The 21,571-nt window shown below is 61.2% G+C and carries 18 protein-coding genes and 1 tRNA gene; 11 read left to right on the top strand and 8 right to left on the bottom strand.

Annotated features, from left to right (window positions below):
- From BM346_RS11175 to BM346_RS11165, 3 genes are all read right to left on the bottom strand, one after another.
- Positions 1-576: an L-threonylcarbamoyladenylate synthase gene (locus tag BM346_RS11175; protein ID WP_092012261.1), complete on the bottom strand. Its 576-nt coding sequence runs from the start codon at positions 574-576 to the stop codon at positions 1-3.
- A 74-nt stretch (positions 577-650) separates the two neighbouring features.
- Positions 651-1,853, bottom strand: coding sequence for a DNA-processing protein DprA (gene dprA, locus BM346_RS11170; RefSeq protein WP_227662822.1), 1,203 nt, complete (start codon positions 1,851-1,853; stop codon positions 651-653).
- A gap of 81 nt (positions 1,854-1,934) precedes the next feature.
- Positions 1,935-2,951 (bottom strand): LysM peptidoglycan-binding domain-containing protein, encoded by a 1,017-nt coding sequence (locus BM346_RS11165; RefSeq protein ID WP_092012258.1) that lies wholly within the window; start codon positions 2,949-2,951, stop codon positions 1,935-1,937.
- Positions 2,952-3,254: 303 nt separating this feature from the next.
- Here BM346_RS11165 and def point away from each other — a divergent pair, with 303 nt between their 5' ends.
- The 5 genes from def to BM346_RS11140 all read left to right on the top strand — a co-directional run bounded on the left by def (position 3,255) and on the right by BM346_RS11140 (position 8,942).
- Positions 3,255-3,758: a peptide deformylase gene (gene def / locus BM346_RS11160; protein WP_092012255.1), complete on the top strand. Its 504-nt coding sequence runs from the start codon at positions 3,255-3,257 to the stop codon at positions 3,756-3,758.
- Positions 3,759-3,844: 86 nt separating this feature from the next.
- Positions 3,845-4,780: a methionyl-tRNA formyltransferase gene (gene fmt, locus BM346_RS11155; RefSeq protein WP_092012252.1), complete on the top strand. Its 936-nt coding sequence runs from the start codon at positions 3,845-3,847 to the stop codon at positions 4,778-4,780.
- Positions 4,780-6,090 (top strand): 16S rRNA (cytosine(967)-C(5))-methyltransferase RsmB, encoded by a 1,311-nt coding sequence (rsmB, locus tag BM346_RS11150; protein WP_174805140.1) that lies wholly within the window; start codon positions 4,780-4,782, stop codon positions 6,088-6,090. The genes fmt and rsmB overlap by 1 nt, the downstream gene beginning before the upstream one ends.
- A complete protein-coding gene (gene trkA, locus BM346_RS11145) occupies positions 6,087-7,460 on the top strand; it encodes a Trk system potassium transporter TrkA (RefSeq protein WP_092012246.1) in 1,374 nt (457 codons plus the stop codon). The genes rsmB and trkA overlap by 4 nt, the downstream gene beginning before the upstream one ends.
- 33 nt (positions 7,461-7,493) lie before the next feature.
- Positions 7,494-8,942 (top strand): TrkH family potassium uptake protein, encoded by a 1,449-nt coding sequence (locus tag BM346_RS11140; protein ID WP_092012243.1) that lies wholly within the window; start codon positions 7,494-7,496, stop codon positions 8,940-8,942.
- Positions 8,943-9,262: 320 nt separating this feature from the next.
- Here the strand turns inward: BM346_RS11140 and BM346_RS11135 are convergent, their stop codons facing one another.
- On the bottom strand, positions 9,263-10,162 hold the full coding sequence (locus tag BM346_RS11135) for a hypothetical protein (protein ID WP_092012240.1): 900 nt from the start codon (positions 10,160-10,162) through the stop codon (positions 9,263-9,265).
- Between the two features lie 289 nt (positions 10,163-10,451).
- A complete protein-coding gene (locus BM346_RS11130) occupies positions 10,452-10,796 on the bottom strand; it encodes a hypothetical protein (RefSeq protein WP_092012238.1) in 345 nt (114 codons plus the stop codon).
- Between the two features lie 224 nt (positions 10,797-11,020).
- On the opposite strand from BM346_RS11130, the gene glyQ reads away from it, so the two are divergent.
- Positions 11,021-12,019: a glycine--tRNA ligase subunit alpha gene (gene glyQ, locus BM346_RS11125; protein ID WP_167812593.1), complete on the top strand. Its 999-nt coding sequence runs from the start codon at positions 11,021-11,023 to the stop codon at positions 12,017-12,019.
- A gap of 2 nt (positions 12,020-12,021) precedes the next feature.
- The gene (gene glyS / locus BM346_RS11120) at positions 12,022-14,100 is read left to right on the top strand and encodes a glycine--tRNA ligase subunit beta (protein WP_092012235.1); all 2,079 of its coding nucleotides are present in this window, start codon (positions 12,022-12,024) and stop codon (positions 14,098-14,100) included.
- 68 nt (positions 14,101-14,168) lie between these two features.
- On the opposite strand, the gene corA is transcribed toward glyS, so the two are convergent.
- Complete coding sequence (gene corA / locus BM346_RS11115) at positions 14,169-15,122, bottom strand: magnesium/cobalt transporter CorA (RefSeq protein ID WP_092012231.1); 954 nt, start codon at positions 15,120-15,122, stop codon at positions 14,169-14,171.
- Positions 15,123-15,266: 144 nt separating this feature from the next.
- On the opposite strand from corA, the gene BM346_RS11110 reads away from it, so the two are divergent.
- Positions 15,267-15,343: transfer RNA gene (locus BM346_RS11110), tRNA-Pro, on the top strand.
- 167 nt (positions 15,344-15,510) lie between these two features.
- Positions 15,511-15,783 (top strand): diguanylate cyclase, encoded by a 273-nt coding sequence (locus tag BM346_RS11105; protein ID WP_092012228.1) that lies wholly within the window; start codon positions 15,511-15,513, stop codon positions 15,781-15,783.
- Here the strand turns inward: BM346_RS11105 and BM346_RS11100 are convergent.
- Positions 15,774-16,208 carry a MaoC family dehydratase gene (locus BM346_RS11100; RefSeq protein ID WP_092012225.1) on the bottom strand — a complete coding sequence of 145 codons (435 nt, stop codon included), beginning with the start codon at positions 16,206-16,208 and terminating at the stop codon, positions 15,774-15,776. The genes BM346_RS11105 and BM346_RS11100 overlap by 10 nt on opposite strands.
- A gap of 108 nt (positions 16,209-16,316) precedes the next feature.
- Between BM346_RS11100 and BM346_RS11095 the strand changes: the two genes are divergently transcribed.
- Positions 16,317-17,747 carry an NAD-dependent succinate-semialdehyde dehydrogenase gene (locus BM346_RS11095; protein ID WP_092012222.1) on the top strand — a complete coding sequence of 477 codons (1,431 nt, stop codon included), beginning with the start codon at positions 16,317-16,319 and terminating at the stop codon, positions 17,745-17,747.
- Between the two features lie 28 nt (positions 17,748-17,775).
- Here the strand turns inward: BM346_RS11095 and BM346_RS11090 are convergent, their stop codons facing one another.
- Positions 17,776-19,593, bottom strand: a complete 1,818-nt coding sequence (locus BM346_RS11090; protein ID WP_092012219.1) for an ABCB family ABC transporter ATP-binding protein/permease — start codon at positions 19,591-19,593, stop codon at positions 17,776-17,778.
- Positions 19,594-19,733: 140 nt separating this feature from the next.
- Here BM346_RS11090 and BM346_RS11085 point away from each other — a divergent pair, with 140 nt between their 5' ends.
- Positions 19,734-21,476, top strand: a complete 1,743-nt coding sequence (locus tag BM346_RS11085; protein ID WP_092012216.1) for an ABC transporter transmembrane domain-containing protein — start codon at positions 19,734-19,736, stop codon at positions 21,474-21,476.
- The last annotated feature ends 95 nt before the right edge of the window (positions 21,477-21,571 follow it).

The following is a 21,571-nucleotide window of genomic DNA, read 5'->3' as shown; positions in this document are numbered from 1 at the left end:
CTATCGCAGCCGTCGACCACTGGCAATATCGATGATGGTGCTGGGTTTCCGGGAAGTGCCCAGGCTGCCAGACACCATCAGGTCAATACCGGCCGGGAAATACCGCTGGACCTGCCAGGGGGTTCGGGCCGGTTCGCGACCCGCCGGGTTGCATGAGGTCGAGACCAGGGGCATGCCTGCCAGATCACAGAGCTGCCTTACCAGCGGGTGAGCGCTCACCCGGACCGCGATGGTGTCGTGATCACCCCGGACCCAGTCCGGAACCTGGCGTTTGACATCCGGCACCACACAGGTGACCGGTCCGGGCCAGTGGGCGGTGGCCCGGGCCTGGATCTCCTCCGGCAGATGCCTCAGCAGAAACTGCACCTGGTCCACCGACGAGGCCACCAGGATCAGCCCCTTCTCCACTGGCCGCTGCTTGAGGGCAAGGATGGTATCCACGGCGAATTCGCTCCAGGGATTGCAGCCCAGCCCCCACACCGCCTCGGTGGGATAGGCAATCACCCCGTCGGCAGCCAGTGTCTGCTGCAACCGCTGGCGTGACCAGGGTGTGGAAAGGTTTATAGAGGTCGTCATGGGCTTTTCATCCTGCAGGTAACCGGGCGCCTGAGACTAACCCGGCATCGCGGTATCGGCAAGTCCGTGCTGGATCAGGACATCCGCTGGAAGCCACCGGGTGCGGATTCCACCAGCCCCTCCATTTCCAGCAACAGCAGCGACTGCATCAGCTGATCCGCGGGCAGGCCCGTTGCCGAACATAGCTGGTCGGTAGAGCAGGGATCAAATCCCAGGGCCTTTAGGACTGCGATTTCCCGGTCATCCAGGTACTCGGGCACCGGCGTTTGGGAATCATCTGTCATTGGCGAGCCGGATGAAGCAGTCTCAGGAGGGTCGGGCTCAGGAACCGGCGATACCGGGCTGTCTGCCCACCAGACCGACAGCTCCTCTTCGATGTCATCCACCGTTTCCACAAGCCGGGCGCCCTGACGGATCAGCTCGTGACAGCCCCGGGCCATAGGATTGTGAATCGAACCGGGAATGGCAAACACGTCCCGGCCCTGTTCCAGCGCCAGGCGGGCGGTGATCAGCGACCCTGACCTCAGGCCGGCCTCGACCACCAGCACGCCCCGGCTGAGGCCACTGATGATGCGGTTACGGCGGGGAAAGTGGCCGGATCTGGGCTGGGTACCCGGCGGGTATTCGGACACCAGAACACCCTTGTTTACGATCTGACCGGTCAGTGCCCCGTGGGCCTGGGGGTAAAGCACATCCACACCCGTGCCCACCACCGCCACGGTGTCACCCCCGGCAGCCAGGGCGCCGGCATGGGCCGCGCCATCAACCCCCAGGGCCAGCCCGGACGTGACGGCGTAACCCCGCTCGGTCAGGGCTCCGGCAAACCGGTAGGCATGGTCCAGTCCGGCCCGGGTGGCGTTACGGCTGCCCACAATTGCCACCTGGGGGCAGCAAAGCTGCTCCACGCGGCCCCGGGCATACAGCACCGCAGGCGCGTCCGGAATATGCCGCAGGGGCTCGGGATAGCGCGGATCACCCCAGCCCAGCAACTGGATCCGACGTTCATGACAGTCCAGGAGAACGGAAGCGATACGGGCCAGAGGTGCGAAATCGAGATCGGCCCGCTGCCAGGCTGACAGGATGGCGCGGGCCTCCGCCCCAACGCCAAAAGCCTTGTGGGTGGCCGATGAGGCCGCAAGGAATTCCAGCGGGTCGGAAAAGGCATCGCATACCGCCAGCCACCGCTTGCCACTGAAACGGGGCAGCATGCCAAGGATCAGCCAGGGCGCGGCGGGATCGGAAATAAACGATGCGGTGGATGCGGAAACCTGGGGCAATGGCAACCTCCCTGTTGTTCGGGCTGCCGTCCTGGCAACCGGGATCCGGACCGGGGAGGCCCCCGGCCCGTCAGACTGGCGTTACGGGTTGGCCACCTTGTCGCCCACGGAGAGCGCGCGGGTGGCGGTCAGGATCAGCCCGTAGCTGAGTTTTTCGTAGGTCCGGAACACCATCAGCAAGCCAGCACGCTCATCAGGCAATGCCACCATTTCTCCGGTCACCGGATCTTTTGCCTTTCCGCCCGCCTGAAACACCGACAGCACGTTTCCTTCTTCCAGCCCATCCCGTTCGCCCCGGTTCAGCACGACAACATTGTACTGACCGATCTGGGTTACCCCGCTTTCCACGTCAATCATCTTACCGTCGATCTGAGTGTCGGGCGCGCTGGGGGTGAAGCTGGTATTGATACGGCGATCTTCCCGCTTGAGCAGCCGGTCCTTGATGCGAACCTCCTCCCGGGTCCGGGTGAGATCCACCGTCAGTACGTCGCCATTTTCAGCGGTAATATCGCCATCACCGATGGAGCGGGCCTCCAGGCCCAGGAATTCACCTGTGTCAGGATCGGTGTAGGCCCGTCCACGACGAAACACACCGACGCTTCTGGCAGGCGCCTCGCCCCGTGCATAAAGCCGGTCGAGGGCTCCCATCACGATCCGGCCCTCGGTGCCTTCCAGCACATAAGGCGCGCCCTCGAGCTCTTCCTCGGTCACGATGCGGGTGTCGGTAAGGAAACTGTCAATCGCCTCCAGGGGAATGGCAGGAATCGGCGTGTCGATCGGTTCGGACCGAACCTTGGGCGAGAGCCTGACCACTCCGGAGCTGGACTTGGTGAGGCGGGGTTTGCCGTCTATGTAGACCAGAACCAGCTCGTCCCCGGGGTAGATCAGATGTGGGTTGTTCACCTGAGGGTTGACGTGCCAGATCTCCGGCCAGTACCAGGGGTTATTCAGGAACCGGGAAGAAATATCCCACAGCGTATCGCCCTTCTTGACGGTATAACGCTCAGGGTGGTCGGACCGGAACTCCGGGCCCTGTGCCTGCGCCCAGGACGTGGACAGCAGCATCACGGCTGCCAGAGCGTACAGCAGTTTCCTCATCGTAAAATCCTTCATCGCGTGCCTAGAAAGCGTGGCTTCACCCTAATATAGAGGAAACCAAAGAAATTGTGATCTTATATTCGTGTCTTGTAGTAGATTCTGACTATCGGCTGATCAGTTTGTATTCAATGATGCTTCCGGGGATAATAGTGCCATCAACAGCTGCTTCCCTTGAACACACAGTTTTCGCTCCGATTATCATAGCGAGTGGGTAGCAAAAGTCGCGGTACGCGATCGCATTTTGTGACACCGGCCAGATGTCCTGACTGGATGAAGGCCAGAGACAGGCAAGAACGAGTCCTTATGATACTGAACATTCTTGAATATCCGGATCCACGGCTGCGCACCATCGCCAAGCCGGTCGATGAAGTGACCGACGAGACCCGCAAGCTTATCGAAGACATGTTTGAAACCATGTACGACGCTCCGGGTATCGGGCTGGCGGCAACCCAGGTAAACGTGCATCAGCAGATCATCGTCATGGACCTCTCGGAAGACAAGAGTGAACCCCGGGTGTTCATCAACCCGAAGGTGGAAGTGCTGGACGGCGATTATCAGCCCATGCAGGAAGGCTGCCTTTCGGTACCCGGCTTCTACGAGGATGTCGATCGCATCGAACACGTTCGTATCAACGCCATCAATGAGAAGGGCGAAGCCTTTGAACTGGAAGCCACCGGCCTGCTTGCGGTGTGTATCCAGCACGAGATGGACCATTTGAACGGCAAGCTTTTCGTGGACTACCTCAGCGCCCTGAAGCGCAACCGCATCAGAAAGAAACTGGAAAAGCTCCACAAGAAAAGCGCCTGATCGGCCCTGGGCCTGATCAAAACGACGAACCGGGTACGCTACCCGGTTTTTTCGTTTACCACCAACGCCACAGACAGGAACCCGCTGTGCGAATCGTATTTGCCGGAACGCCGGATTTTGCCGCCATTGCTCTGAGGGCCCTTCTCAAGACCGGCCACGAGGTGGTTGCCGTCTACACCCAGCCGGACAGGCCCGCCGGCCGCGGTCGCAAGCAGCAGTTCGGGCCGGTCAAGCAGGCCGCGGTGAGCGCCGGGATCCCGGTGTTCCAGCCCCAGTCCCTGAAAGGGGATGAGGAACAGCAGCAGCTCGGGGCACTGAACCCGGATGTCATGGTGGTTGCCGCCTACGGCCTGATCCTGCCCCCCGCAGTATTGACGATTCCCCGGCTGGGCTGCATCAACATCCACGCCTCGCTGCTGCCACGCTGGCGCGGCGCGGCCCCGATCCATCGCGCCATCGAAGCGGGTGATGCCGAAACCGGCATCACCATCATGCAGATGGACGCCGGCCTAGACACCGGTGACATGCTGCTGAAACACCGGACTCCGATCCATGATGATGACACCGGCGGCAGCCTGCACGACCGGCTGGCGGACATGGGGGGCGCCGCCATCGTCGAAGCCCTCGCCGCATTGGACACCCGCGGACTGGAAGCGATACCGCAGGACGACCGGCAGGCCACTTATGCCCACAAGCTCAGCAAGGACGAGGCCCGCATTGACTGGCAGGGGGACGCCGATGCCATTGCCCGCAAGGTCCGGGCCTTCAACCCCTGGCCCGGCACCGATGGCGAACTGGATGGCCAGCGGGTCCGCATCCATGAGGCGGTGGCAGTAGCGGATTCCAGCGACAGTGAACCGGGAACCGTTCTGTCCCGGCAACGATCCGGGATCGACATCGCCTGTGGCCGTGGCATCCTGCGGGTGACCCGGGTTCAGCTGTCCGGCAGCCGCGCCATGTCAGTCTCGGATCTGATCAACGGCGGCAAACCGCTGCTGATGCCCGGCCAGGTGCTGCGCTGATGAGCCGGGAGCTGCCCCTTCGCGCGGTTGCCGCCCGGGTAATGCTGGCGGTGGAGCAGGGGGAGTCCCTGAATCAATGCCTCCCCGCCGCCAGTCATGATCTCGATCCGGACCTGCGGGCCCAGCTGCAGGCCCTGTGCTACGGCACCTGCCGCTGGTTTCACCGCCTCGATGAGGAACTCGGCGGCCGATTGAGAAAGCCCCTGCGCAAGCAGGACCGGGTGGTTCATCACCTTATGCTGGTCGCCCTGTTCCAGCTTCGTTTCAGCGGCAATCCTTCCTACGCCATCCTCAATGAGACCGTCGAAGCCTGCAAGGCTCTCGGCAAGACGCCGTTGACCGGCCTGGTGAATGGTGTCCTGCGCCAGGCGGAGCGTGACGGCGCCCCGGAGCCGGCCAGCGACGAGGCCCGCTTCAGCCACCCGGCCTGGATCATCGAAAAACTGCGTCACAACTGGCCGGAGCACTGGGAGGCCATCCTCGAGGCCAACAATATCCAGGCCCCGATGACCCTGCGGGTCAACCGTATGCACGGCAGCCGCGAGGATTACCTGGCCCGGCTCGACGCCGCCGGTATCGTCGGCCGGGCCACCGCCTTCGCCCCCTGGGGCATCCAGCTGGAACGGCCGGTGCCGGTGGATCTGCTACCGGGCTTTACCGATGGCCATGTCAGTGTCCAGGACGAGGCCGCACAGCTGTGCACCCAGTGGTTGCAACCGCAGCACGGGCAACGACTGCTGGATGCATGTGCCGCGCCCGGCGGCAAGACCTGCGCTATTCTCGAAGCTGTGGACAATCGGGCCGATGTGGTTGCCATTGACGAGTCCGGCCAGCGCCTGCCGCGGATCGGGGAAAATCTGGACCGGCTTCGCCTCTCCGCCACCCTGAAGGAGGCCGACGCGGCAGACACGGCCAGCTGGTGGGACGGCGAGCCTTTTGACGGCGTCCTGCTGGATGTGCCCTGCAGTGCCACCGGCGTGATCCGCCGGCACCCGGACATCAAGCTGCTGCGCCGGGAAACCGACATCACGCCGTTGGCCGGTATCCAGATGCGCCTGCTGGAAGCCCTCTGGCCAGTCCTGAAGCCGGGCGGCCGGCTGGTTTACGCGACATGTTCCGTGTTTCCCCAGGAAAACAGTCGTATAATCCGGCGGTTTCTGCATCAGCAGCCAGACGCGACCCTGCTGGAGCGGGTCGGGGACTGGGGAATGGACACCGGCCACGGCCGCCAGCTGCTGCCGGACCCGAACAGCCACGACGGATTTTTCTATGCCTGTCTGACCAAGGGCGGGCCGGAGGAGAACCAGTGAAAATCATTATCCTGGGCGCCGGCCAGGTAGGCGGCAGCCTTGCCGAGAACCTGGCCAACGAGGCCAACGACATCACGGTGATCGACAACGATGGTGTCCGCCTGCGGGAACTGCAGGACCGCCTCGACATCCGCACCGTACAGGGCCGAGGCTCCTATCCCACCGTTCTGCGTCAGGCCGGGGCGGAAGATGCCGACATGCTGATCGCGGTCACCAACTCCGACGAGACCAACATGGTGGCCTGTCAGGTGGCGTTCTCACTGTTCCGCACTCCCTCCAAGATCAGCCGTGTGCGAGCCAACGCCTACCTGGCCCGCAAGGAGCTGTTCGGCGAGAACGGTTTTCCGGTGGATGTCCTGATCAGTCCCGAGCACCTGGTGACCCAGCACATCACCCGACTGATCGAGTATCCGGGCGCACTGCAGGTGCTGGAATTTTCCAACGGCCTGGTCCGCCTGGTGGCCATTCGCGCCACCGAAGGCGGTCCGCTGGTGGGACACGAACTGTCCTATCTGCGTACACATATGCCCCGCATCGATACCCGTGTGGCGGCCATATTCCGCAAGGACCGGCCTATCATTCCCCAGGGCGACACCGTGATCGAGGATGGCGATGAAGTGTTCTTCATTGCCGGTACCGACCATATCCGCTCAGTAATGAGCGAACTCCAGCCCCTGGAAAAGCCCTACAAGCGGATTTTTATCTGCGGGGGCGGCAACATTGGTCAGCGCCTGGCCTATTCCCTGGAGAACCGCTACCAGGTCAAGCTGCTGGAACAGGACCGGGACCGCTGCGTGATGCTGTCCGAGAACCTGCGCAAGACCATCGTGCTGGAAGGTAACGCCGCCAACAAGGACATCCTGCTGGAAGAGAACATCGAGAGCACCGATGTGTTCTGCGCGGTGACCAACGATGACGAGGCCAACATCATGGCCTCCCTGCTGGCGAAGCGCCTGGGGGCCCGCAAGGTACTGACCCTGATCAACAACCCGGATTATGTGGACCTTATCCAGGGGGGCGAGATCGACGTCGCCATCTCTCCCCAGCAGACCACCATCGGCAGCCTGCTGACCCACGTCCGCAAGGGCGACGTGGTGAACGTCCATGCCCTGCGCCGGGGCGCCGCCGAAGCCATCGAAGCCATCGCCCATGGGGATCATCGTTCATCCCGGGTGGTGGGTAAGCGGCTGGACGAGATCAAGCTGCCTCAGGGCACCACCATTGGCGCCATCGTCCGCCACAACGAAGTGCTCATCGCCCACGATCACCTGAGGGTGCAGCCGGATGACCACGTGGTTCTGTTCCTGATCGACAAGTCCCGTATCCGCGAGGTGGAAAAGCTTTTCCAGGTGGGGCTGACCTTCTTCTGATGACGCCACTCGAAACACAGGGGAGTTGCTGACATGCGTCTGCCGGTGATCGGAAAGATACTCGGTCTGCTGATGATGCTTTTCAGCCTTACCATGCTGCCGCCGCTGGGCATTTCCCTGCTCTATGAAGATGGCCAGTGGGAGCGGTTCGCCAACGGCCTGACCATGGTTTTCTTCGGCGGCCTCATCGTGTGGCTGCCGTTTCGCCGGGTCACCGGAGATCTGCGGGTAAGGGACGGTTTCCTGATCACCACCCTTTTCTGGGTGGTGTTGAGTGTCGCCGGCTCCATTCCCCTCTACCTCAGCAATAACGCTCCCTATACCTACATTGACTCCCTCTTCGAGGCGGTTTCGGGGCTGACCACCACCGGCGCCACAGTGATCACCGGGATTGATTCCCTGCCCGAATCCATTCTCTGGTATCGCCAGCAACTGCAGTGGCTGGGGGGCATGGGCATCATCGTGCTGGCGGTGGCCATCCTGCCCATGCTGGGCATCGGGGGGATGCAGCTTTACAGGGCCGAGGTGCCGGGGCCGATAAAGGACAACAAGCTCACTCCCCGTATCGGCCAGACGGCAAAGGCCCTCTGGTACATCTATGTCTCACTGACCATCGTCTGTGCCGTGGCCTACTGGGCCGCGGGCATGACCTGGTTTGACGCCATCGGCCACAGTTTTTCCACCATCGCCATCGGCGGTTTCTCCACCCACGACGCCAGCATCGGCTATTTCAACAGCCCCCTGATCGAAATGATCGCGGTGGTTTTCATGATCATCTCGGGAGCCAACTTCGCGCTCCACTTCGTGGCGTTCCGCCAGCGCAGCCTGCTGGCTTACTGGCAGGACTCGGAGTTCCGCTTCTATTTCAGCGTGCTGGCCTGCGTCAGCGCAATTACGGTGGTGGTCCTGATCTATACCGCAACCCTCGACCCCATGACTGCCATCACCAAGGGCATCTTCGAGGTTGTCTCCATCGCCACCACGACCGGCTTTGGCGCCGCTGACTTCAGCCAGTGGCCATTGATGCTGCCGTTCATGCTGTTCGTCCTGGCCTTCATGGGTGGCTGCGCCGGCTCCACCGGCGGCGGCATGAAGGTGATGCGGGTGCTGCTGATCTACCGCCAGGGAACCCGGGAAGTAAAGCGCCTGCTACATCCTAATGCGGTCATTCCGGTGAAACTGGGCAACCGGCCAGTATCGGACCGGGTCCTGCAGGCGGTCTGGGGGTTCTTCTCGGTCTACATGTTCATGTTCGTGGCCATGCTGATCATCCTGCTGGCAACCGGCCTGGATCAGGTCACCGCCTGGACCGCCGTCGCCTCCGCCATGAACAACCTCGGCCCGGGCCTGGGCGAGGTAGCCTACCACTATGGCAACCTCAATGACGTCGCCAAATGGGTACTCTGCTTCGCCATGCTGCTGGGGCGGCTGGAAGTGTTCACCCTCCTGGTGCTGCTGACGCCGGCGTTCTGGCGCCGCTGAGAGGTTTCAGAGCTCCATCAGCAGCCCTTTTGCTGGCAGGTCATGGTCAATCGGCACGACGAGGCGCCTTCTTAAGCCACAATGCGAGCCAGAACACAATGGTAAGCGGCGGGAACAGACCGGTGAACAGTCCTATTAGGGCATATCCCCATGGGGCCTTGAACTTGTTCATCGCTAGCAAGAAAGATCCTGCAGAGGCTATTGCGCACCAGATCAATATAGCTTGACTTACTGAGTCCACGGTAAAAATCAATTTAATTCTCCCATGAGCTATTTGCTTCAAGAAATAGATTCGGTTAAAACGATCACAGCCACTGTTATTAAAAGCAGTAGTCATAGCCATCTTCATTTGCATCTTCTGCCTGCTCGGCAGGGCTACATATTTGGATCTCACCCAGAGTTACCGTTCCAGCCGGAACAGACTGAACGGAAACACCAAAGCGGGACGCGGCGTCAATAAACGCATTGAACGCAACATGACCGCCAATTCGGAAACTGTAAGAACCCGAACTGAATATCTGGTTGCTATCTCGAATAATATTTCCATCAGCATCCCTACCGCCAAGAAACGTGAGCCGGGGTCTGCTTGCTGAGTCCCACCCATCGAGCGAAAAATCTGCCTCCGAGCCATCGCTAAATTTCATTTTTATAAGGACATTTTCAACGTTAACTACACCGCCCAGGAGAATGGCAAGCGATCCTAGGGCGTTGTTTAAATGCTGAAATACGCTCATGTTGTTTACATAGTGATCAATAACTTGATTTTGCTTATATCCAGCTCCCACCAAATCCCAAGCGCTATCGGCTATGGCCTCTGGTACTGCGGTCGCGGACTGGAGGACCCTAACAGCGCTCGCTACCCTGCCTGCGGCTTGGGTAACCTTCTCATCGGTGTTCCATGGATGGATGGAGTCGACCGTGTAGTAAAAAAAACGTTGGTATTGTGGCGGTGGAGAGGTGGCCATGGCCTCACGAAAATAGATTTCGAAAGTGGCAGCACTGCCGCTATGAAGATCTAAAACCGTTACGTACCCCGTGCCCGGTCCCTGCGGAGCAAAAGGCGACTCTCGCTTGGGGCGAACTTCGCCTGAGACCTGATGGGCGGCTTGTAGCATCTCCTGATAGTCGCACATGTCACACTGAGTAAAGGTCTCCAGGGGCGAAGCCAGAACAGAATTCGCTGAGAGTCCAATAAATAGTGTGATGAGTAGTCTCTTCATAAAAAACGTCCTTATTAATTATGACTAATTGCGGTAGCGTTGACGACCTTGGCAACGCCTTTGGTAAGGCTAACGATTATTATTTAGTTAAGCAATATTGGTTAATTAAAGTTAAGGATCCTCTGAATAAACGAACATCGGGCAAGAGTGCAGACCAGAGCAAGATCTTTGCAGAGGTCTGACTCCGGTACGGGACTATGTTGCTCCCCGGCAACTACTCCCGGTTGATTCCGTCACTGCGGCGGATCGGCTCATTGACCAAACCTTTGACCACGCCCGCAGCCGTTTGTCACTCTCCAGCGTAAGGATTTCCGTCGGAGTCACTTTCGGTCAGGTACACAAACAGTTCATCCCCATGGATCTTGCCCACCAAGTCGTTGAACTGCTGGTTGGTGTTTCGGGGGCAGGCCCAGGGTTTCTGGAAGACCATCTGCCAGATGTCATAAAGGCGGTAATTGAAGGGGTCGGCGCCGGCATATCGCACCAGTGCTTCTAGGCTCTGTTTTGGGTAGACCCGATGATGCACAAAGGCGATCGGTTGTGAGGCAAACGGGTTGTTGTGCTTGAAATGGCGGGTAAAAAGAAAGGTATTACCCAGTGGGCCATCAATGGAAACCGGATCTTTCTCGAACATCCCTGTGGGCTCCTGGCGGTGAATTCGCGGACACCGTGTCCTGTTGCTTCCGTTGCAGACCGACAAATTCAATCGTCAACCCCGACGGAAGTCATGACACGGCTTAGAATTACCCGGCTTTCGCGCGTATAATACCCGCCTTTCAGTGCGGGCCGGCGCCGTCAGATGTGCATCTGCCTCCCCGCAACATTCAGACTGACCAGCAGGCAATCGTCGTGACTACCATGGCATCACAATCTTCAAACCCGGATCTGAAGACCTTTCAGGGCCTGATCCTGGCACTGCAGAATTTCTGGGCGCAGCATGGCTGTGTGGTCCTCCAGCCCCTGGACATGGAGGTGGGTGCCGGCACCTTTCACCCTGCCACCTTCCTGCGCTCCATCGGGCCTGAGACCTGGAACGCCGCCTACGTACAGCCCAGCCGGCGCCCCACCGATGGCCGCTACGGTGAAAACCCCAACCGCCTGCAGCACTATTACCAGTTCCAGGTGGTTCTGAAACCCTCTCCGGACAACATCCAGGAACTCTACCTGGACTCCCTGAAGGCACTGGGCCTGGATCCGCTGGTCCATGACATCCGCTTCGTGGAAGACAACTGGGAGTCCCCCACGCTCGGCGCCTGGGGCCTGGGCTGGGAAATCTGGCTCAACGGCATGGAGGTCACCCAGTTCACCTACTTCCAGCAGGTGGGCGGCCTGGAGTGTTATCCGGTCACCGGCGAGCTTACCTACGGTCTCGAGCGAATCGCCATGTACCTGCAGGGTGTCGACAGCGTTTATGATCTGGTCTGGACCAAAGGTCCCGACGGCGTGGTCACCTACGGCGACGTTTTCCACCAGCAGGAAGTGGAGATGTCCACCTACAACTTCGAGCATGCCGATACCGAGTTCCTGTTCCACAGTTTCGACGTTCATGAGCGCGAAAGCGCACGGCTGATCGATGCCGGCCTGGCACTGCCTGCCTACGAGCAGGTTCTCAAGGCCTCCCACACCTTCAACCTGCTGGATGCCCGCCACGCCATCTCTGTTACCGAGCGGCAGCGTTTTATCCTCCGGGTCCGCACCCTGGCCCGCGCGGTTGCCCAGGCATATTTCGACAGTCGCAAGGCCCTGGGTTTCCCGCTGGCGCCCGAGGCGCTGCGCAAGGAGGTTATGGCACTGGAAGAGAACGCCGATAACGGCAAGGGCAAGAAAGCCAAAAAGGCCAAGAAGGGGACCGCGTAACCATGGCTACTCAGGATTTTCTGGTTGAACTGGGCACCGAGGAGCTGCCACCGAAAGCTCTCAGGCCCCTGTCCGATGCTTTTGCCAGCGGTATCCGGCGCGGACTCGAGGATGCCGGTATCGCCTTTGAGCGGGTAGAGGCCTTCGCGGCTCCCCGGCGCCTGGCGGTCCGGGTTCGCAAGCTGGAGGACGCACAGCCCGACAAGCCGGTGGAAAAACGCGGCCCCGCGATCAAGGCCGCCTTTGACGACGCCGGCAACCCCACCCGCGCCCTGACCGGCTTTGCCAGCTCTCTGGGCGTCACTCCCGAGCAACTGGACACCCTGGAGACCGACAAGGGGGCCTGGGTGGTCTACCGCACCGTGGAGCAGGGCAAGCCCACCGAGGAGCTACTGCCCGAACTGGTGGAGCAGGCACTGGCAGGTCTGCCGATTCCCAAACGGATGCGTTGGGGAGCACACCGTACCGAGTTCGTGCGGCCGGTCCACTGGCTGGTGTTCATGTACGGCAACGCCGTGATCGACAGCCCGATCATGGGACTCAAGCCTGGAAACACCACCCGTGGTCACCGGTTCCATTGCCCCCGCTCACTCATCGTACCGACACCCAACGACTATGAGATCGTGCTGATGCAGGAAGGCTACGTCATCGCCGACTTCGACGAACGCCGTGAGCTCATCCGTCGCGGCGTTACCGAAACCGCCGAGAAGGAGGCGGGTGGCAAGGCAGTGATCGACGAAGAGCTGCTGGACGAAGTCACGGCCCTGAACGAATGGCCGGTGCCGCTGCTGGGTCGGTTCGAGGAGCGCTTTCTGGAGGTTCCCCCGGAGGCTCTGATTTCCTCCATGAAGGAGCACCAGAAGTACTTCCACGTCATGGACAGGGAAGGGAAAATGCTGCCTGTGTTCATCACTCTGGCGAACCTCAGGAGCAAGGACCCGGCCCAGGTGATCGCCGGCAACGAAAAAGTGATTCGTCCGCGCCTGGCTGACGCCGCCTTTTTCTACGACACCGACCGCAAGACCCGCCTGGAAGATCGCATCGATCAGCTCAAGCCGATCGTGTTCCAGGAAAAGCTGGGCAGTATCTACGACAAGTCGGTGCGGGTGTCCGCTCTGGCGGGGAAAATTGCCGAAGCAATCGGTAGCGATCCGGCACTGGCGCAACGGGCCGCGATGCTGGGCAAGACCGACCTGGTCACCGAGATGGTGCTGGAGTTCACCGACCTGCAGGGCATCATGGGCCAGTACTACGCCGCCAACGATGGTGAACATGCCGACGTGGCCCGCGCCCTGAATGAGCAGTACATGCCCCGCTTCGCGGGCGATGATCTGCCGGCCACGATGACAGGCTGCGCGGTGGCCATCGCCGACCGCCTGGACTCCCTCGTGGGTCTGTTCGGGATCAACCAGCCCCCGTCCGGCACCCGCGACCCTTTCGGTCTTCGCCGGGCGTCCCTGGGCGTGCTGCGCATCATTATTGAGCGCGAGCTGAACCTCGACCTGCAGACCTGTTGCGAGTGGGCGGAGAGGAATTTCACTCAGCTCACCGAGGATGATACCGCCACCACCGTGGTGGACTACATACTCGAACGGTTCCGCGCCCATTACGAGGAGCAGGGCATCGCAGCGGAGGTGTACCTAGCGGTTCATGCCCGCCGGCCCACCCGGCCACTGGACTTCGACCGCCGCGTGAAAGCCGTGGATGCCTTCCGCAAGCTGCCGGAAGCCGACGCCCTGGCCGCCGCCAACAAGCGCGTATCCAACATTCTTACCAAGCAGGGTGATGCGTCCGTTGGTGAGCACGTGGATAACAGCCTGCTGCAGGACAAGGCGGAAATCGCCCTGGCCGAGCGGGTGAGTGAGCAGGCGGAGAAAGTGGTACCGATGTTCGACCGGGGCAACTACGCCTCCGCCCTGAGTTCCCTGGCCAGCCTGCGGGAGCCGGTGGACGCCTTCTTCGACGAGGTCATGGTCATGGCCGATGACGAAGCGGTGCGCAACAACCGTCTGGCCCTGCTCAACCGCCTGCGGAACCTGTTCCTGCGGGTGGCGGATATTTCACTGCTGCCAGGCAGCTGAGTCAGCGGTCCGGAATAAAAAGGCTTCCCCTGACCGGGAAGCCTTTTTTTCGTTCCAGGGCCTGGCTGTTACAGCCAGCCCTTGCGCTTGAAGTACCAGTAGGGGGCAAACCCGGACCCCACCATCAGCACTAAAGCCGCGGGGTAGCCCAGCAACCACTCCAGCTCGGGCATGTGCTCGAAGTTCATACCGTAAATGCTGGCGATCAGCGTGGGGGGCAGGAACACCACCGCCGCGATTGAGAAGGTCTTGATGATCTGGTTCTGCTCGATGTTGATGAACCCCTGGGTAGACCCCATCAGGAAGTTGATCTTCTCGAACAGGAACGCACTGTGGGACATCAGGGTTTCGATGTCCCGGGCAATCTCCCGGCAGGTTTCCCTCAGTTCGGGGTGGGATCTCAGGTGCCTCACCAGGAAAGAGATATCCCGCTGACTGTCCATCAGGCAGAGGCGGATGCGGCCGTTGCTGTCCTCCAGCCTGGCCAGCTGACTGATGGCGTCCTCCAGCTCGGCGTCTTCATCTTCCAGCACCAGATAGGACACTTTATCCAGCTGCCGGTGAATGTATTCCAGGTTGTCGGCGTGGTTCTCGATCTTCTGCTCGAACAGGGTCACCAGCAGCTCGGAAGGATGATGGCTTTCGAGCTGGCCACGGCGGGCCCGCATGCGCATCAGGCGGAAGTCCGCGATCTCGTCATCGCGGATGGTGATCAGGCGTTCCGGCTGAAGAATGCAGGCAACGGATACCGTGGTATGCCGTCCCTCGGTCTGGGTGAGAAACAGGGAGTGAACATGAATGCCCGCCTGGTCCACGAAGCAGCGGGCGGAGGCTTCGATCTCGTCCACTTCATCCTGCTCGGGCACATCCGTCATCAGGAGCTTTTCGAGGATGGCCTTCTCTTCCTCCTCTGCCTCGTAGCAATCGATCCAGTCCGCTGCGCGCACCTGGGGCTCGAGTGGCTGGTCCGTCACCGGGATTTCACGAATAAGCCCGTTGGCAAATCTGTACAGTCGAAGCACAGCCTTCTCCCGTTATTGGTCTGGGTATAAAGGGTATTCTACCCGGCAAATGGATCAACCCTGAAACAGACCAAAAGATTCGCTGCGAGCATCGCCGGAGGGCTGGCAATTGAAGAGGGATTCCGTATAATACCGGCCGTAATTCGGCGTGTGGCGCAGCTTGGTAGCGCACTTCGTTCGGGACGAAGGGGTCGCAGGTTCGAATCCTGCCACGCCGACCATCATATCCCCGTCTCACCTTGCCCCTACCAGAGCTTTCCCCTTCGAAAGCGGCTAGAGTCCCTGTTGTGCCTCTCCGGCCGAACCGGTTTCACCTCTGTTTGTGTTGCGTCGGACAATGTATACGGGTGCATTATCATCGGGCAGACAGCGCACCCTGGATAACGGCATGTCAGACTCAACTCCACTTTCCCCCAAGACCCGCTTGACGGCCATCAACGATGGCACCCTGGCCGGCACCTGGGAATGGAACCTGGGCACCGGCGAGGTGATTATCAATAATCGCTGGGCGGAAATGCTGGGCTACACCATGAGCTGTGGCGTCGTGGCCTGGCAAAAGAGGCTGGGCTCCATACGGGAACTGCTGGCTCTATCGGACCAATCCCTTTACGACGCCAAGAAGCAGGGCCGCAACCAGGTCGTCATCGCCACTCAGGACTGAGGCCGGCGATCCACCATGTTGGTGGCGTAACCCTCGGCGACCACCTTGCCCCTGACCGTGCAGACGGTTTTCAGCTTCACCCGGCGGCGGCGCTCGTCGATCTCTTCCACCGTTGCCGTGGCCGTCACGGTGTCACCGATCAGCACAGGCGCCTTGAAACGGAGTTCCTGGTCCACGTAGATCGCTCCCGGGCCCGGCAGGCGGGTACCCAGTACCGTGGAGATCAGCCCGGCACTGAACATGCCGTGGACGATCCGCTCCTTGAAGGGGGTCTCGGCGGCAAATTCGGCATTCAGGTGCACCGGGTTGTCGTCACCGGTGATACCGGCGAACAGGATCACATCGGCTTCGGTGATGGTCTTGGCGTAACTCGCGCTCATTCCCACCGTCAGGTCTTCCAGGTAATGGCCGTGGAGGTCACTCATGCATCTGCTCCATTGGTAGAGTTGATCTTTAACCGGATAAATAGGATGTTTATATAAAGCGCCGCAACCCGTCTGGCGCGCCTCCCCCAAACAACACGGTACAGAAGTATGTATATAAACGGCACCTGGGTCGAGACCGGGAATACCTTTGATGTCACCAACCCCGCCACCGGCGAAGTCATCGGCCAGGTGCCGGATGCCTCTGCAGCCCACATTGATGATGCCATCGGCGCCGCTCATGACGCTGGATTCAGCTGGCGCCACACCACCGCTTACGAACGGTCCGGTCTGCTGTACCGGGCCTGGCAGCTGATGCTGGAGCAGAAGCGGGAACTTGCGGAACTGATGACCCGGGAGCAGGGCAAACCGCTGAAAGCCTCCCTGAACGAGGTTCAGTACGGAGCCGATTTCCTGTTGTGGTTCGCCGAGGAGGCCAAGCGGGTCTACGGGCAGACCATTCCATCAGCACGGAAGGACCAGCGTTTCTGGGTTCAGAAGCAGCCCGTTGGGGTGGTGGGCGCGATAACCCCCTGGAACTATCCCATCTCCATGATCACCCGAAAGGTGGGCCCGGCCCTGGCGGCGGGCTGTACGGTGGTACTGAAACCCGCCGAAACCACGCCTCTCTGCGCCATGGCGATGTTCCGCATCTTCGAACAGGCGGGCTTTCCAAAAGGCGTCGTCAACCTGGTCACCAAGCTGGACCCCGCGCCGGTGGGCAATGCCCTCTGTGATGACCCCCGGGTGCGCAAGATCACCTTCACCGGCTCCACCCCCGTGGGCAAGATGCTTAACGAGCGGGCGGCCCGCCATATGAAACGGGTATCCATGGAGCTCGGCGGCCATGCCCCGGCCCTGGTATTTGCGGACGCGGACCCGGTTCATGCCGCCAAGGGACTGTCACTGGTGAAATTCCTCAACACCGGCCAGGCCTGCATCAGCCCCAACCGGATTCTGGTTCAGCGGGAGGTGATGGAGCCATTCCTCGGGGAACTGGGCAAGCGCATCGGTGGAATGCGCGCGGGCAATGGCATGGATGAAGGCGTGCGTATCGGGCCACTGATCAACGAGGCGGCCATCGTCAAGGTGGACCGGCAGGTAAGGGACGCCGTGGACAAGGGCGCCCGGCTGCTGGCAGGGGGCGAGCGACTGCTGACGCCCGAGCTGGCCGGCGGGCACTTTTATGCCCCCACGTTGCTGTCCGATGTGACGCCGGAAATGCTGATCTACCGGGAGGAGACCTTTGGTCCGGTGGCGGCGGTGATCCCCTTCGACACCGAGGCGGAAGCACTGGCCATGGCGAATGACACCGCCTACGGTCTCGCGGCCTACATCTACACCGAGAACCTGTCACAGGCCATGCGGGTGTTCGAAGGGCTGGACTTCGGCATTATCGGCATCAACGACATCAATCCCACCAGCGCGGCGGCACCCTTTGGCGGCATGAAGGAGAGCGGCCTGGGCCGGGAAGGCGCCCGGGAAGGCATAGAGGAGTATCTGGAAACCAAGCTCGGCGGCATCGCCGTAGCGGACTCCTGATGATTCGCCTGAGTGCCCGGATGACGGGCTAGTCCTCCTGATCCGGAGAGCTTTCGGCTTCTCCGCTCTTCTGCTGGCGATTCCAGAGTTCGGCATAGCGACCGTCCACCGCCAGCAACTGCTGATGGTCACCGCGTTCCACGATCCGGCCGTCTGCCATCACAAGGATTGTATCGGCATCCTGGACGGTGGACAGGCGGTGGGCGATGACCAGGGTCGTGCGCTGCTCACTGACCTCCCGCAACGCCTCCAGGATCACCTGCTCGGATACGGTATCCAGGGAGGAGGTGGCCTCATCGAGGATCAGTATCGGCGGGTTCTTCAGAAACACCCGGGCAATGGCCACCCGCTGTTTTTCACCGCCGGAGAGTTTCAGGCCGCGTTCGCCCACGGGGGTCTGGTAGCCGTCGGGCAGGGACTCGATGAACTGCTCCAGGTGCGCCAGCTTCGCCGCCCGGTGGACCTCTTCCTCGGTTGCACCCGGGCGACCGTAGGCGAGGTTGCGGTACAGGGTATCGTTGAACAGCACTGTGTCCTGGGGGACCACGCCTATGGCCTCACGCAGACTGTCCTGGGTGACGGAGCGGATATCCTGGCCATCGATGACGATGCGGCCATCATCCACATCGAAGAACCGGAACAGCAGCCGCGCCAGGGTGGACTTGCCGGCACCACTGGCGCCCACAACCGCCACCTTGTGGCCCGCAGGTATTTCGAAACTGACCCCATGGAGAATGGGGCGTGCGGCCTGGTAGGCAAAGTGCACGTTTTCGAACCGCACCTCACCCTTGCGAACCTCCAGCGGCTCGGCGTCCTCTGCATCGGTGACCAGGGGTGGCTCGTTGAGCAGGCCGAACAGCCTTTCGACGTTCACCAGAGCCTGGCGGATCTCCCGGTAGACAAAACCCAGGGCGTTCAGGGGAATGAACAGCTGGATCAGGTAGGCATTGATCATGGTGAAATCACCGAGGGTAATGGCGCCACTGGCCACCTCCCGAACCGCCATCGCCATGATGACGATCAGTGCGACACCGATGATCAGTGCCTGGCCGGTGTTGAGGGCCGCCAGGGACAGCCGGTTCCTGAGCCGGGCCTGTTCCCATTCCGCCAGGTCCTCGTCGTATTGCCGGGCCTCGAAGTCCTCGTTGTTGAAGTACTTCACCGTCTCGTAATTCAGCAGGCTGTCCACCGCCCGGGAATTGGACTGGTTGTCGCGGGCATTGGCCTCCCGTACATACCGGGTGCGCCACTCCGTCACCTGGATCGAAAACACCACATACACCACCACCGCCACCAGAATCGCCAGCACATAGCCCGGGCTGAAGGCCCACAGCAGAATGGCGGACACCAGTACGATCTCCAGGATGGTGGGCACGATGTTGAACAGGGTAAAGCGCAGCAGGAAGCTGATGCCGTTGGTGCCGCGCTCGATGTCCCGGGCAAGACCACCGGTCTTGCGGTCCAGATGAAAGCTCAGCTCCAGCTGGTGAAGATGCCGGAACACCCGCAGGGAGACACGCCTCATGGCCCGTTCCGCCACCCTCGCGAAGACCGCGTCCCGCATTTCACTGAACAGGGTGCTGCCGAACCGGAGCAGACCGTAGACCACCACCAGTGCCACCGGAATCCACATGATCATCTGTTCGGGGCGGGTGGCATCGAGATAGTCCACAATGTATTTCAGGGCCACCGGGGTGGCCACGGTGGCCAGCTTGGCGGTCACCAGTAGCAGCACCGCCATGGCCACCCGCCCCCGGTATTCCGCCAGGTAGGGCCAGAGGCCGGCAATGACTTTCCAGTCGGGTTTGTGGTGGGCGGGGTAGTCGTTGTCGGCGTATGGGCGCAAGAAGTCGGCTTCCGTTCGGTGGTCTGAATCAATACGGCATGATAGTCCGTAGAATGATAGGTTACGAACACCGACCGTACTAAGCGTCCCTTTATCACCCGATCGGAGTCGCCACCATCGCACGCCAGCACCGCAGAGCCCTGATTCTCGCCCGGGATTTCGTCCTGCCCTACAGGAAAGCCGTCGCCGGCGCCCTGGTGGCACTGGTGATCACCGCCGGCATCACTCTCTCCCTGGGCCAGGGCCTGCGGATCCTGGTGGACCAGGGCCTGGCCACCCAGTCGCCGTCAATGCTGGCACAGTCCGTTGGTCTCTTCTTCCTGCTGGTACTGGGTCTGGCGGTGGGCTCCTTTGCCCGCTTCTATCTGGTGTCCTGGATCGGGGAGCGGGTGGTGGCGGATATCCGCAAGCAGGTGTTCAACCATCTCCTCGACCTGCACCCGGGCTTCTACGAGAGCAATCGCAGTCTGGAGATCCAGTCCCGGTTCACGGCGGACACCACGGTGCTGCAATCGGTGATTGGCTCCACCGTGTCCATCGCCCTGCGTAATCTGTTGATGCTGTTCGGCGGCGTCATCCTGCTGTTCGTGACCAATGCCAAGCTCGCCAGTGTCATCATCTTTGGCTTTCCCCTGGTGATCATTCCCATCCTGTTCTATGGCCGCAGGGTGCGAAAACTGTCACGACTGAGCCAGGACCGGGTCGCAGACGTGGGCAGCTACGTGGGGGAGAACCTCAACCAGATCAAGACGGTCCAGGCCTTCAATCACCAGCCGGTGGACCGGGAGCGGTTCGCTGCGGTGGCGGAAAACGCCTTCCTGATCGCCCGTGACCGCATCCTCCAGCGGGCCTGGCTGATGACACTGGCCATCACCCTGGTAATGGGCGCCGTGGGGGTGGTGATCTGGATCGGTGGCCTCGATGTGATTGCCGGGCGCATCAGCCCGGGTGAACTGGCCGCCTTCGTTTTCTACAGCCTGCTGGTGGGCATAGCGGCCGGGGCCATCAGCGAAGTCATCGGCGAACTGCAGCGGGCCGCCGGGGCCGCCGCACGAATCTTTGAGCTGCTCCAGACCCCCACCGAAATTGACCCCGACCCCGCTGGTGTCACCACATTGCCGAAACCGGTATCCGGTGAGATCGAGTTCCGCCAGGTCAGCTTCAGCTACCCGACCCGCCTGGAGGTCCCGGTCATCAGGGACCTGTCGGTGAGGATCGGGGCCGGAGAGACCGTTGCCCTGGTGGGCCCCTCCGGCGCCGGCAAGTCCACCCTTTTTGATCTGTTGCTGCGCTTTTACGATCCACAGCAGGGCACCATTCTTCTGGATGGGACCGACAGCCGCCGGGTGAGCCCGAAAGAACTGCGCCGCTGCTTTGCCCTGGTGCCGCAGACCCCGGCCCTGTTCCACGGCACCATTGCCGACAATATCCGCTACGGGTGCCCCGGGGCCTCTCTCGACGAGGTTGTCCGGGCGGCGCGGATCGCCCATGCGGACCAGTTCATCCGGGCACTGCCCCGGGGCTACGACACTGCCCTTGGTGATACCGGCCTGGGCCTGTCCGGGGGCCAGAAACAGCGCCTGGCCATCGCCCGGGCTCTACTCGCGGACGCCCCGATCCTGCTGCTGGACGAGGCCACCAGCGCCCTGGACGCGGAGAGTGAGCATCTGGTGCAGCAGGCAATGCCACAACTGATGTCCGGGCGTACGACCCTGGTCATCGCCCACCGGCTGGCCACGGTGCAGCATGCGGACCGCATCCTGGTGATGGATCAGGGCACGCTGCTGGATTCAGGCCCCCATGACGAGCTGATTCGACGCAATCCACTCTATGCCCGCCTGGCGGAATTACAATTCCGCGCTACCTTTGATGCAGGTCATTGATTTTGCGCGGCCCGAATTTGCGGAATCCCGGGCCCGCTGTTAGGTTTTAAAAAAGGGGATATCAACGGCAGCCGACCCACTGCCAGGGGAAAGTG

The sequence above is a fragment of the Marinobacter daqiaonensis genome (genome assembly GCF_900115285.1).
In the GTDB taxonomy this organism is placed as follows: domain Bacteria; phylum Pseudomonadota; class Gammaproteobacteria; order Pseudomonadales; family Oleiphilaceae; genus Marinobacter; species Marinobacter daqiaonensis.
Note: the sequence above shows the minus strand (reverse complement) of the source record. Positions and strands in the feature narration are given on the sequence as shown.